Origin of the sequence: Gemmobacter aquatilis (genome assembly GCF_900110025.1) — a bacterium.
In the GTDB taxonomy this organism is placed as follows: Bacteria; Pseudomonadota; Alphaproteobacteria; order Rhodobacterales; family Rhodobacteraceae; genus Gemmobacter; species Gemmobacter aquatilis.
The window spans coordinates 15,152-27,747 of the sequence record NZ_FOCE01000012.1 but is presented as its reverse complement, the minus strand read 5'-3'; the positions used below and the strand labels follow the sequence as shown (position 1 = coordinate 27,747).

Here is a 12,596-nt window from a genome sequence, read left to right as displayed (position 1 = left end):
GGGGGTGTACAACTGTCAGACGCCGGTCACCGGGGGAAAACAGGCCGAACGCGCCCCGTTTCGGCGGCGGGCCCGCCGCCACACGACAGGCCGCCCGCGCCTGCCCACCGGCCCCCGCCTCGTCGCCCCCGAGCCACATCTGTGCTTCCTCGACAGCCAGTCCCTCCCTCTCGCCGCCCCGCTTTCGGCACTGGAGGCGTGGAGCCGCTTCATGGGCCATTTCCTGCGGTTCACGGCCACAGCCATGCGCACGCACGACATGATTGCGTCGCGTTTCGGCGTCCAACGCCTCAATGGCTTCTCGCATCGCAAGGCAGAAAGCGCCCGGCCCGGTGCACGGTTCAGCATCGTTCTTGTCGAAGAATCCACCCCGAACAGCCTGTCCTGACCGAACGGAACCGACATCTTGATGTCATGGCCTGCGTCACCACAATTGATGGCAGGCTGACCATCACCTCCTCGGTGGTCCCCCGGAATCTGTTGGCACGGATCTACATGATTGTGGTAGGCCTTGGCCCGTCGGCGGCTCGTGCGGTGGATGCTGCACCGCCTGTCACGCAGCCTTCGCGCTGCCTGAACGCCTCTCAGACAAGCAATGTCGCTACGTCATGGCGCCTTTGCGCCTGTGCGGGGTGGAAATTGCCGCAGTGCAGCATATATGGAGGTGCAGGGAGGCTAGCAGTCAGAAAGGGTCCGCCCATGTTCATGCGTTTCACCAAACCCCAAGCGCCCGCGCCGCAGCCCGTGCCTGTACGCGAAGATACGCTTGCCTACTATACCCCTGATACCGCAGTGAAAAAACTGCGCGAGCTTTCGGCCATCGACCAGATGTATGCCTATTACTCGGAAGAGTAAGGGCAGGCTGCGGGGCTTTTAGAACCGTTCCAGAGTTGACTTCTGACACGCCAAGGCGCATATCCGACGAGAACCGTCGGAGATACCCATGTTCATCCAGACCGAATCCACACCGAACCCCGCGACGCTGAAATTCCTGCCCGGCCAGACCGTGCTGGAAATCGGAACTGCCGATTTTCCCAGCGCCGAGGCTGCCACGAAAAGCCCGCTGGCGGGCCGCATTTTCACGGTGCCCGGCGTGCAGGCCGTGTTCTTCGGCACGGACTTCGTGACGGTGACCAAGGCCGAAACCAGCCAGTGGGACCATATCAAACCCGCCATTCTGGGCGCGATCATGGAGCATTACCAATCGGGCGCGCCGGTCATGGCGGGCGAGGCGGCGCCTTCGGGCGGGCACGCCGAACATAGCGGCGAAGATGCCGATATTGTGCGCCAGATCAAAGAGTTGCTGGATACCCGCGTCCGCCCCGCCGTGGCGCAGGATGGCGGCGATATCACCTTCCACGGCTTTGATCGCGGCGTGGTCTACCTGCATATGCAGGGCGCCTGCGCGGGTTGCCCGTCCTCGACGCTGACGCTGAAGATGGGGATCGAGAACCTGCTGCGCCACTATATCCCCGAGGTGACAGAGGTCCGTCCCGTTGCCGCCTGAAACCGTTCTGGCCTTCGACACATCGGCCGCGCATTGCGCGGCCGCTTTGCTTTTGCCCGACGGGCAGGTGGTCCAGCGGCTGGAGCCGATGGAAAAGGGACAGGCCGAACGCCTGATGCCGCTGCTGGAAGAACTGCTGGCCGAGGCGGGGCTGGGCTGGCGCGATCTGACGCGGATCGCGGTGGGCACCGGGCCGGGCAACTTTACCGGCGTGCGGATTTCCGTCGCGGCGGCGCGTGGGCTGGCCTTGGGCCTTGGCATCCCGGCCCTGGGGATTACCCGGCTGGAGGCGCTGGCCTACGGCCTGCCCCGCCCACTTCTGGTGGCCGAGGATGCGCGGCGGGGTGAGGCCTATGCGCAGGGGTTCGATCTGCAAGGTTTTGAAACGGCGTGCCTTTCACCGATTTCTGACTTGCCGCCCGCGTCGCATGTCACCGGATCGGCCTTTGCCGATGCCCTGCCCCCCGCCCTGCCGCTGGCCGAGGCGATGGCCCGGCTGGCCGCCGATCGCGCGCCCGGCCCGCGTCCGGCCCCCTTCTATCTGCGCAGCGCCGACGCCGCCCCGCCCGCCGATCCGCCGCCGGTCATCCTGCCATGACGCCCGAGGCAATGGCGGCCCTGCACGCCCGCTGCTTCACCACGCCGCGCCCGTGGTCGGCAGCGGAGATCGCCGGGTTTCTGGCCGATCCGCTATGCTTTGCCCTGCTCCGCCCCGCTGGCTTCCTGATCGGGCGGGTGGTGGCGGACGAAGCGGAACTGCTGACCGTGGCGGTCGCCCCCGACGCGCGCAGGCAGGGTGTCGGCGCCGATCTCGTGGCGGATTTTCTGCGCAACGCCGCCCTGCACGACGCCCGGACCGCCTTTCTGGAGGTCAGCGCCGAAAATCCCGCCGCAATCGCACTTTACGCGCGGGCCGGCTTCACCCCTGCCGGGCGACGCCGGGGGTATTATCGCCAGCCGGATGGGCAAAAGATCGACGCGCTGGTGCTGTCGCGCCCGATTTACGCAACGGAAGGTGGCGGGCACCCGACTGAAATTTGATCGAAAGATCAAAGCGCACTCAACGTATCCGCGATTCCATCTTGACCGGCTGGATCAAACCCGCCCTAAATCGGCTGTGACCCGCCCGTTCCGGCCCGCAGGGCGACGCGCGGTAATAATGAATGACAACCGGGAGATTTCCATGACCCTGATGAAAACCCTGCTCGGCGCAGCGGCCACGCTCGCGCTGTCCTCGGCAATGGTTTCGGCCGATCCGGCCATCATTTTCGATCTTGGCGGCAAGTTCGACAAATCCTTCAACGAAGCGGCCTTCAATGGCGCGACGAAATGGGCGCAGGAAACCGGCGGCACCTTCAAAGAGCTGGAGATGCAGTCAGAGGCACAGCGCGAACAGGCGCTGCGCCGTCTGGCGGAATCGGGCGCCAACCCTGTTGTGATGACCGGCTTCGCCTTTGGCGATGTGCTCAATTCGGTCGCGCCGGACTTCCCGGATACCAAATTCGCCATCATCGACGTAGACTGGCTGGACCAACCCAATATCCTGCAGATCGCCTTCTCGGAACATGAAGGCAGCTATCTGGTTGGCATGATGGCGGGCCTCGCGTCGAAAACCAACACCGTGGGTTTCGTTGGCGGCATGGACGTTCCGCTGATCCGCAAGTTCGGCTGCGGCTATGCGCAGGGCGTGAAAGCGGTGAAACCTGACGCGACCGTGATCCTGAACATGACAGGCACCACGCCCGCAGCTTGGAACGACCCGGTGAAAGGGGCCGAAATCGCCAAGGCACAGAAATCGCAGGGCGCCGACGTGATCTATGCGGCGGCAGGCGGCACCGGCGTCGGCGTGCTGCAGGCGGCGGCGGATGAGGGCATCCTGTCGATCGGCGTGGACAGCAACCAGAACTACCTGTTCCCGGGCAAGGTGCTGACCTCCATGCTCAAGCGCGTGGACAATGCGGTTTATGAGGCGTTCAAGGCTGGCGCCGATCTGGAAACCGGCAAGGTGAAGGTGATGAATCTGGCCAGCGACGGCGTGGGCTATGCGCTGGACGAACACAACGCGGCCCTCGTCACCCCCGAAATGAAGGCCACGGTGGATGCCGCCGCCGAGAAGATCAAATCGGGCGAGCTGGTGGTGCACGACTACATGTCGGACGACACCTGCCCGGCAGCAACCTTCTGATCCCATGCAGGGGCAAGGCACTTTGGGGCGGCAGGCATCTGCCGCCCCCTTCGCCATCGAGCTGCGGGGCATTTCCAAGGCCTTCGGCCCGGTTCAGGCCAACAAGGACATTTCGATCCAGGTTGCGAAAGGCTCGATCCACGGGATCATCGGCGAGAATGGCGCGGGCAAATCGACGCTGATGTCGATCCTTTACGGGTTTTACAAGGCCGACTCGGGCGAGATCCTGATCGACGGCAAACCGACCACCATCCCCGACAGCCAGAGCGCGATCCGCGCCGGGATCGGCATGGTATTCCAGCATTTCAAGCTGGTGCAGAATTTCACGGTGCTGGAAAATGTGATCCTCGGCGCCGAAGAAGGCGCGATGCTGGCGCCCTCGCTGTCCAAGGCGCGCAAGGTGCTGGGCGATCTGGCGCGGGAATATGAGCTGGACGTGGACCCCGACGCGCTGATCGAGGATCTGAGCGTGGGCCACCAGCAGCGGGTGGAGATCCTGAAGGCGCTGTACCGGCAGGCCGATATCTTGATTCTGGATGAACCGACGGGGGTGCTGACCCCGGCCGAGGCGGACCATTTGTTCCGTATCCTCAATGGGTTGAAGGATCAGGGCAAGACGATCATCCTGATCACCCACAAGCTGCGCGAGATCATGGAGATCACCGATATGGTGAGCGTGATGCGGCGCGGCCAGATGGTGGCGACGGTGACCACCGCGCAGACCAGCCCGGAAGAACTGGCCGAACTGATGGTGGGCCGCAAGGTGCTGCTGCATGTGCACAAAGACCCGGCCACCCCGGGGGCTGCGGTGCTGGAGGTGGAAAACCTGCGCGTCGTCGATGACCAGAAGGTGGAACGGCTGCGCGGCATCAGCCTGACGGTCCGCGCAGGGGAAATTCTGGGCATCGCAGGCGTGGCGGGCAATGGCCAATCGGAACTGCTGGAGGTGCTGGGCGGTATCGCCAAGGGCAGCGGCACCATCCGGCTGAACGGCAAAGAGCTTGATCTGACTGGCAAGTTTTCCGACGGCCGGTCGCGCCGGGCGGATGGCATCGCCCATGTGCCGGAAGATCGGCAGGTGCTGGGCCTGATCATGGATTTCTCGGCCTGGGAAAACGTGGCCTTCGGCTATCACCACGCGCCGGAATATCAGAAGAACGCGCTGTTCATGGACAATGACGCGATCCGCGCGGATACCGAAAAGAAGATGGCCACCTTTGACGTGCGCCCACCGATCCCGACGCTGGCCGCCAAGAATTTCTCGGGCGGCAACCAGCAAAAGATCGTGGTCGCGCGCGAGATCGAACGGAACCCCGACCTGCTGCTGATCGGTCAGCCGACGCGCGGGGTGGATATCGGCGCCATCGAATTCATCCACAAACAGATCGTGGCGCTGCGCGATCAGGGCAAGGCGATCCTGCTTGTTTCGGTCGAACTGGACGAGATCATGTCACTGTCAGACCGGATCGCGGTGATGTTCGACGGCCGCATCATGGGCGAACGTGACCCCGCCACCACCAATGAACGCGAGCTTGGCCTGCTGATGGCCGGTGTCGGCGGGGAGAGCGCATGATGCAGAAACTTCCGACTTGGGCGGATGTGGTTCTGGTGCCGCTGATCAGCCTCTTGCTGGCCGCCTTCGTGTCGGCCCTTGTGCTGCTGGCCATCGGCCAAAGCCCGTCCGAGGCGCTGAAGGTGATGGTCGAGGGCGCGCTCGTGTCGCCCTATGGCTGGGGCTATACGCTGTATTATGCGACCTCGTTCATCTTCACCGGGCTTGCGGTGACGATTGCCTATCATGCGGGCCTGTTCAACATCGGCGCCGAAGGGCAGGCGCAACTGGGGGGCCTGGGCGTGGCGCTGGTCTGTCTGGCACTGCCCTGGCCGCATTGGACGCTGGCCTTGCCCGCCGCCATGGTGGGGGCGGCGCTGTTCGGCGCGGCCTGGGCGGCGATTCCGGCCTATCTGCAGGCCAAACGCGGCAGCCATATCGTGATCACCACGATCATGTTCAACTACATCGCCTCGGCCTTGCTGATCTACATTCTGGTCGAGGTGCTGCGCCCCGACGGCCAGATGGACCCGGCCTCCGCCCGCTTTCCCGCAGGCACCAAGCTGCCGACATTGCACGAGATTCCCGGCCTCAGCCTGATCTTCACCAAGCAGGTGCCCGCCAATGTGACGCTGTTCATTGCACTGGCGGCCTGTGTGGTGATCTGGGCGATCCTGTGGCGCACCCGGCTGGGATACGAGATCCGCGCCTTCGGCAAATCCGAGGCGGCGGCGCGCTATGCCGGTATCTCGCCGGTGAAGGTGACGATGATCGCCATGCTGATTTCCGGCGCGCTGGCCGGGTTGATGGCGATCAACAACGTGATGGGCGAAAGCGAGCGGCTGTTGCAGAACGCCTCGGAAGGGGCAGGGTTCATCGGCATCGCGGTGGCGCTGATGGGGCGCAACCACCCGTTGGGGGTGCTGCTGGCGGCGCTGCTGTTCGGGTTCCTGTATCAGGGCGGGGCAGAACTCGGCCTCTGGACCTCGATCCCGATCGAGTTGCGGACGGTGGTGCAGGGGCTGGTGATCCTGTTCACCGGCGCGCTGGATCAGATGGTGCGCATGATGCTGGGCGTGGTGTTCCGCACCCGCCGCCCGCAAGCGGCATAAGGGGGCGGTGATGGATTACGCGACTTTCCTGCAAATCCTCGACACCACGGTGCGGCTGGCTACGCCCTTGCTGCTGGCCTGTCTGGCGGGGCTGTATTCCGAACGCGCGGGGGTTTTCGACATCGGGCTGGAGGGCAAGATGCTGATGGCCGCGATGACCTCGGCGGCGGTGGCGGCGCTGACCGGCTCTGTCTGGGTCGGGCTGGCGGCGGGCATTCTGGGGGCGCTGCTGTTTGCGCTGGTGCATGGGCTGGCCTCGATCACCTTCCGGGGCAACCAGTTGATTTCCGGCGTGGCGCTGAACTTTGTGGCCTCGGGCATCACGGTGCTGATCGCGCAGGATCTGTTCGGTCAGGGCGGGCGCACCCCGCCGCTGTCGGGCGGTGCGCGGTTCAACGCGATCTCGCTGCCCTTTGTCGACAGCCTGTCAGTCGTGCCGATCCTCGGCCCGATGTATCGCGAGGTGATTTCGGGCCATACCTTCCTTGTCTATGTCGCGGCGGCGCTGGTGCCCGCCACATGGTGGCTGCTCTATCGCACCCGCTTTGGCCTGCGGCTGCGGGCGGTGGGGGAAAACCCGGCCTCGGTCGATACGGCGGGGGTTTCGGTGATCCGGCTGCGTTTCACCGCCGTGCTGATCACCGGGGTTCTGTGCGGGCTGGCGGGGGCCTATATGTCCACCGGCCTGCAGGCGGGCTTTGGGCGCGAGATGACGGCGGGGCGCGGCTATATCGCGCTGGCGGCGCTGATCTTCGCCAAATGGCGGCCCTGGCAGGCACTGGGCGCCACCATGCTGTTCGGCTTCTTTCAGGCGCTGGCGCTGCGCCCCGATGTGATCGCGAAAACCGGCCTGTCGATCCCGGTGCCCGCGCTGGACGCCCTGCCCTATATCCTGACGGTGGTCGTGCTGGCAGGCATCGTCGGCAAGGCGATCCCGCCGCGCGCGGGCGGCGAGCCTTATGTGAAAGAGCGGTGACCCCGCGCCCGCCCCGCAACGACTGCGGGGCGGGGAATGCGCCACAGGCGGCGCGAAACGCCGGGGATGGTCGTCCAAAGGTTTGACAAGCCTGCCGAACGGCGCAAGGCTTTGAAAAAACCCCAGAGGCAGCGGCAGGCCGGACATGCAGCTTTTCCTTCCCATTGCCGAAGTCTCGGTAAATGCCTTTCTTTTGATCGGCATCGGCGGCGTGGTGGGCTTTCTGTCGGGCCTGTTCGGTGTGGGCGGCGGCTTTCTGATCACCCCCTTGCTGTTCTTCATCGGCGTGCCGCCTGCGGTGGCGGTGGCCACCGGCGCTAATCAGGTGGTGGCCTCGTCCATCTCTGGCGTGCTGGCGCAGTTGAAGCGCAAGGCGGTGGATTTCCGCATGGGTCTGGTGCTGCTGGCGGGCGGCATGGCCGGATCGGCGCTGGGGATCTGGGTGTTCCGGGTGCTGAGCGCAGCCGGTCAGGTCGATCTGTTCGTACAGTTGAGCTATGTGGTGTTTCTGGGCCTTGTCGGGCTGCTGATGCTGCAGGAAAGCCTGCGGGCGATGCTGCGGGCGCGCAAACCGGGGGCGCAGGTGCGGCGGGCGCATGTGCATACCTGGGTGCACAAGATGCCGTTCAAGATGAAATTCCGCGCCTCGGGCCTGTATATCAGTGTGCTGCCGCCGATGATGGTGGGGGCTTTTGTCGGCTTCCTGTCGGCGGTGATGGGGGTGGGCGGCGGCTTCATCATGGTGCCCGCGATGATCTACCTGCTGGGGATGCCGACCAAGGTGGTGATCGGCACCTCGCTGTTCCAGATCATCTTCACCACCGCCTTCACCACGGTGATGCACGCGGTCTCGTCGCAGACGGTGGACATGATGCTGGCGCTGCTGCTGATCCTCGGCGGTGTGATCGGGGCACAGATCGGTGCCAAGGTGGGTGTGAAACTGCGCGCCGATCAGATGCGGGTCATGCTGGCACTGCTGGTGCTGGCGGTCTGCGGGCGGGTGGCGCTGGATCTGGTGCTGGCCCCGGACGAGCTTTACTCCATCGCACCGGGAAGCCTGCCATGAAGGCCCTCCTTGCCCTGATCCTTGCCTTGTTCGCCCTGCCCCTGTGCGCGCAGACCGAGGCCCCGACCGAAGCGATCGTGGCCGGGCTGAGCCAAAGCTCGGTGTCCATCACCGCCGATTTTTCGGGGGCCGAGATCATGGTCTATGGCGCGGTGAAACGCGAAAGTGCGATCCCCGAGGGCGATCCCCTGCGCATTGTGGTGACGGTGCAGGGGCCTTCGGCACCGCTGAAGGTGCGGCGCAAGGATCATCGCTTCGGCATCTGGCTGAACAATGCGGCGGTGCAGATCGACTCGGCCCCCAGCTTTTACGCCGTGGCAACCTCGGCCCCGCTGGCCGTGGCCCTGTCGGCAACCGAGGATCTGCGCCACCGCATCACCATCCCCCGCGCCGTGCGCGCCGTGGGCATCAGCGCCGAGGCCGACAATTCCCCCGCCTTTGTCGAGGCACTGCTGCGCATCCGTGCGGCAGAAGGCCGCTATGTGCTGCGCGAAAACAGCGTGGCGCTGACCCAGCAGACGCTGTTCCGCACCGATATCGCCCTGCCCACCGCGCTGACCGAAGGGGATTACCGCGTGCGGGTGTTCCTGACGCGTAACGGCAAGGTGGTGGATCGCGTGGAACGCGCGATCTGGGTGCGCAAGGCGGGGTTGGAGCGGTTCTTCTACCAATCTGCCCATCAGCAACCGCTGCTCTACGGGCTGGCCTCGCTGATCGTGGCGGCGCTGGCAGGCTGGGGCGCCTCGGTGATGTTCTCGCGGTTCAGGTGGTAAGCTGTGCCTCGCGGCGGCGCCAGATATGCGCCAGCGTCAGCCCGCGCGTGGCGTTCAGCAGCATCAGCGCCGCCCAAAGCCCGTGGTTGCCCAGCGTCGGCAGCAACAGCGCCAGCGCCAGTGCGTAATTGGCGACGCACAGCAGCATGGCATTGCGCATCTCGCGCGTGGCGGTGGCGCCGATGAACACGCCGTCATACATCCAGCTGGCCACACCGATCACCGGCGCCGCGATCAGCCACCACAGATAGCCCCGCGCCGCCGCCCGCACCTCGGGGGCGGTGGTCATCAGGTCGATGATCTGCGGGCCGTAAAGACCAAAGCAGGTCGACAGCGCCAGCGCCCCGGCGATCCCCCAGATGAACGGCAGCCGCACCGCCCGGCGCAGCACCACAGGCCCCGCCCGCGCGCCCACAGCCTGCCCCACCAGCGCCTCGGCCGCAAAGGCGAACCCGTCCAGCGCATAGGCGGTGATTTCAAGGAACTGCATCAGCACCTGATTGGCCGCCAGCGTCACATCGCCCAGCCCGGCGCCAAAGAACAGGAAGGCGGTGAAGCTGCCCTGCAGCAGCACCGAGCGCACCATGATATCGCTGTTGACCGAGGCCATGCGCCGCAGCGCCGCAGCGTCGGACAGCCGCGCCCGCGCCTCGTCCAGCATCGGGCCAAAGGCATCGCGGCACAGCCACAGGCCAAGGCCCAGCCCGCTCCATTCCGCCAGCAGCGTGGCACCGGCCACGCCGGGCACCCCCCAGCCGAACTTCAGCACGAACAGCAGGTCGAGCGCGATGTTCAACCCGTTCATCCACAGTTGCAGCAGCAGCACGGCGCGCGTGCGTTCCAGCGCGATCAGCCAGCCAGTCACCGCGTAAAGGCAAATGGTGGCGGGGGCACCCCATATGCGCAGTTCCAGATATTGCCGCGCCAGCGCCTCGACCTCGGCACTGGCCGGGGCAAGGCGGAAGGCGGCAAGGAAGATCGGCCCCTGCATCAGCGCGATCAGCGCCCCGGCGCCAAAGCCCACGATCAGTGCGCGCAGCAGCACCGCCGTGCGCTCCGCCTCATCCCCTGCGCCATGGGCCTGCGCGGCAAGCCCGCTGGTGCCCATGCGCAGAAAGCCGAAGATCCAGTAGAAACTGGCCAGAACCACCGCGCCCAGCCCCACCGCGCCAATCGGCGCCGCCTGCCCCATCTGCCCCACCACCGCGGTATCAACCGCGCCCAGCAGCGGCACGGTGACATTCGACAGCACGATGGGCAGCGCGATGCGCAGCACGCGGCCATGGGTCAGGGCGGCGGCGGGATCAGCCATCGCGATCCGGCATCAGGAAATGCCCGGTCGCCTGCGCGAACAGACGGCTGCGATTGTCCTGCCACGCCTCGACATGCACCGAGGCGTAGCGCCGCCCGGACCGATTGACCCGCGCTCGCGCATAGGCATCGCGTGGCAGGCCGGAGCGCAGATAATCCACTGTGAAATCAATGGTCTTGGGCAGGCGCGGCAGATGCGCCCCGTCAATCGTGGCAGGGTCAAGCTGCCCGCTTTCCATCTCCTCCCACAGCAGCGACCAGCTGAGTTCGATGATCGCCGTCACCTCCAGAAACGCAGCCGTGGCCCCGCCATGCAGCGCCGGGATCTGTGGATTGCCGATCAGATCGGCGCGATAGGGCAAAAGCGCGGTCAGTTCATCCCCGCGCCGGTCGAATTCGATGCCCAGAAAGCTGATGTAAGGCACCCCGCCGATCAGCCGCCGCAAGGCGCCATCGCGCCGCTGCTTCACCACCTGCACGGGTTCGGGTTTGCGCCGTTCGGTCATGCCCCCCACTCCATCGTGAAGGCGCCGGTGGCGGTGGCCACGGGGCGCGCCGTATCGTCATCCGTTGCGGTCACACGCACGAAGGCCACAGTCCGGGTGACATTGTAACACTCCGCCCGCGCAGTGATGCGCTGTCCGGGGGTTGCCGGGCGCATGTAGTCGATGCGCAGATCCAGCGTGGCGGTCGATCGCGGCTGCGACGGATGGCTCATCACCGCCGCGCCGCTGGCGGTATCCATCAGCGCCGACACCGCGCCGCCATGGATCACCCCGGTCGCCGGATCGCCGACAAACCGCGCATCGTAGGGCATCGAGATCACCGCCACCCCGTTCCCGAGGCTGTCGAGCCCCATCCCCAGCGCGCGGCTATGCGGGATCGCCTCGATGAACTGCCGGGCAATCTGCAGCTTGTCGGTCATGGCATGTCCTTTCAGATGGTCTCATGTGACACTGGCGCCGCCCGGGCTGCAAGCCCTCTCGCGGCACTGCAGCACATGACGTTCCGGCCCTGCCCGGGCGGATTGCGCTTCCCCCCGTCTTTCCCTTAGGGTGCGGGCAGGAGGACCCCATGACCGAGACCCGCCTGACCTTCAAGGAAATGTGCGCCCGGTTCGACGTGACCCCGCGAACCCTGCGCTATTACGAATATATCGAGTTGCTCGCCCCGCAGAAGGAAGGCCGCGCGCGGTTCTATGGCGCCCGCGAAATCGCCCGGATGACGCTGGTGCTGCGTGGTCGCCGCTTCGGGTTCTCGCTGGAAGAAATCCGCCAGTGGCTGCTGATCTATCAGCAAAAGGGCACCCGGCCACAACTGGAAGCCTGGATCGCCATGGCCGACCGCCAGCTTGACGCGCTGGCCACCCAGCGGGCCGAACTGGATGCCGCGATCGACGACCTGCGCGACCTGCGCCAAACCGCCCTGCGCGAGCTGGACACCTGAGTCGAAACCCGCATCTGCCGCCCTTCACACCGCTTCGGTTGCGGCTCATACCGCTTTGAACGGCAGATTTCCGGGTCATAAAGTTGCGTTTCCCCGGCGTCATTTTCACTGACATTACGTCACCTGTCGTTTGACGTGACGTTACATTTACGTCAACTTCGGTTTCTCTGGTATCACTCCCGGCAAGCCTACATTTTCACCGCAGAAACTGTTCTGCGAGTGACCCGCCATGATACCGAAACCCACCCCGGCCCGGCCGGATACGATGACCATCCGCGAAATGTGCGACGCCTTCGACGTGACGCCCCGCACGCTTCGCTTCTACGAACAGAAGGAACTGCTGTTCCCGATCCGCCAGGGCACCAAGCGCCTGTTCACCCGCCGCGACCGCGCGCGGTTGAAGCTGATCCTGCGCGGCAAACGTTTTGGCTTCTCGCTGGAAGACATCCGGCAGTTGCTGGACCTGTATGACCGCGACGGCACGCAAGAGGCCCAACTGTCGCGGACCTATGATCTGGCCCGCGAACGGCTGCAGGTGCTGGAGCAGGAGCGGGACACGCTGAACGAGGCGATTGCCGACCTCAGGGCACAGATGTCCTGGGGGGAAGAAGTGCTGGCGGGCCTCCGAAAGGCCGCCGAATGAGCTGAACCATCAGAGGGAGAGACTG

The 12,596-nt window shown here is 65.3% G+C and carries 16 protein-coding genes; 13 read left to right on the top strand and 3 right to left on the bottom strand.

The features are described from left to right. Positions 1-4: 4 nt before the first annotated feature. The 11 genes from BMX43_RS20265 (at position 5) to BMX43_RS16645 (ending at position 9,171) form a co-directional block, all read left to right on the top strand. A complete protein-coding gene (locus BMX43_RS20265; protein ID WP_245749516.1) occupies positions 5-388 on the top strand; it encodes a hypothetical protein in 384 nt (127 codons plus the stop codon). A 311-nt stretch (positions 389-699) separates the two neighbouring features. Next, positions 700-855, top strand: coding sequence for a hypothetical protein (locus BMX43_RS20260; protein WP_245749515.1), 156 nt, complete (start codon positions 700-702; stop codon positions 853-855). Positions 856-943: 88 nt separating this feature from the next. Then, a complete protein-coding gene (locus BMX43_RS16685) occupies positions 944-1,507 on the top strand; it encodes a NifU family protein (protein WP_091303300.1) in 564 nt (187 codons plus the stop codon). After that, the gene (gene tsaB / locus BMX43_RS16680; protein WP_091303299.1) at positions 1,497-2,105 is read left to right on the top strand and encodes a tRNA (adenosine(37)-N6)-threonylcarbamoyltransferase complex dimerization subunit type 1 TsaB; all 609 of its coding nucleotides are present in this window, start codon (positions 1,497-1,499) and stop codon (positions 2,103-2,105) included. The genes BMX43_RS16685 and tsaB overlap by 11 nt, the downstream gene beginning before the upstream one ends. Further along, complete coding sequence (locus BMX43_RS16675) at positions 2,102-2,548, top strand: GNAT family N-acetyltransferase (RefSeq protein WP_091303298.1); 447 nt, start codon at positions 2,102-2,104, stop codon at positions 2,546-2,548. Before tsaB ends, BMX43_RS16675 begins: the two co-directional genes overlap by 4 nt. Positions 2,549-2,690: 142 nt before the next feature. Then, on the top strand, positions 2,691-3,692 hold the full coding sequence (locus tag BMX43_RS16670) for a BMP family lipoprotein (protein WP_091303369.1): 1,002 nt from the start codon (positions 2,691-2,693) through the stop codon (positions 3,690-3,692). A 4-nt stretch (positions 3,693-3,696) separates the two neighbouring features. Beyond that, positions 3,697-5,265: an ABC transporter ATP-binding protein gene (locus tag BMX43_RS16665; RefSeq protein ID WP_091303297.1), complete on the top strand. Its 1,569-nt coding sequence runs from the start codon at positions 3,697-3,699 to the stop codon at positions 5,263-5,265. Beyond that, the gene (locus tag BMX43_RS16660; protein WP_091303368.1) at positions 5,265-6,356 is read left to right on the top strand and encodes an ABC transporter permease; all 1,092 of its coding nucleotides are present in this window, start codon (positions 5,265-5,267) and stop codon (positions 6,354-6,356) included. The genes BMX43_RS16665 and BMX43_RS16660 overlap by 1 nt, the downstream gene beginning before the upstream one ends. Positions 6,357-6,366: 10 nt before the next feature. Then, positions 6,367-7,332 carry an ABC transporter permease gene (locus BMX43_RS16655; RefSeq protein WP_091303296.1) on the top strand — a complete coding sequence of 322 codons (966 nt, stop codon included), beginning with the start codon at positions 6,367-6,369 and terminating at the stop codon, positions 7,330-7,332. Between the two features lie 145 nt (positions 7,333-7,477). Next, positions 7,478-8,398, top strand: a complete 921-nt coding sequence (locus BMX43_RS16650) for a sulfite exporter TauE/SafE family protein (protein ID WP_091303295.1) — start codon at positions 7,478-7,480, stop codon at positions 8,396-8,398. Next, on the top strand, positions 8,395-9,171 hold the full coding sequence (locus BMX43_RS16645) for a TIGR02186 family protein (RefSeq protein WP_091303294.1): 777 nt from the start codon (positions 8,395-8,397) through the stop codon (positions 9,169-9,171). Before BMX43_RS16650 ends, BMX43_RS16645 begins: the two co-directional genes overlap by 4 nt. Here the strand turns inward: BMX43_RS16645 and BMX43_RS16640 are convergent. From BMX43_RS16640 to BMX43_RS16630, 3 genes are read right to left on the bottom strand one after another with little or no spacing between them, the layout of a single operon-like run. Continuing rightward, positions 9,161-10,483 (bottom strand): MATE family efflux transporter, encoded by a 1,323-nt coding sequence (locus tag BMX43_RS16640; RefSeq protein WP_091303293.1) that lies wholly within the window; start codon positions 10,481-10,483, stop codon positions 9,161-9,163. The genes BMX43_RS16645 and BMX43_RS16640 overlap by 11 nt on opposite strands. After that, a complete protein-coding gene (locus tag BMX43_RS16635; RefSeq protein WP_091303292.1) occupies positions 10,476-10,988 on the bottom strand; it encodes a PaaI family thioesterase in 513 nt (170 codons plus the stop codon). The genes BMX43_RS16640 and BMX43_RS16635 overlap by 8 nt, the downstream gene beginning before the upstream one ends. Then, positions 10,985-11,407, bottom strand: a complete 423-nt coding sequence (locus BMX43_RS16630; protein WP_091303291.1) for a PaaI family thioesterase — start codon at positions 11,405-11,407, stop codon at positions 10,985-10,987. The genes BMX43_RS16635 and BMX43_RS16630 overlap by 4 nt, the downstream gene beginning before the upstream one ends. 149 nt (positions 11,408-11,556) lie before the next feature. Between BMX43_RS16630 and BMX43_RS16625 the strand changes: the two genes are divergently transcribed. Further along, the gene (locus BMX43_RS16625; protein ID WP_091303290.1) at positions 11,557-11,928 is read left to right on the top strand and encodes a MerR family transcriptional regulator; all 372 of its coding nucleotides are present in this window, start codon (positions 11,557-11,559) and stop codon (positions 11,926-11,928) included. A 229-nt stretch (positions 11,929-12,157) separates the two neighbouring features. After that, positions 12,158-12,571 (top strand): MerR family transcriptional regulator, encoded by a 414-nt coding sequence (locus tag BMX43_RS16620; protein ID WP_245749514.1) that lies wholly within the window; start codon positions 12,158-12,160, stop codon positions 12,569-12,571. Positions 12,572-12,596 lie beyond the last annotated feature (25 nt).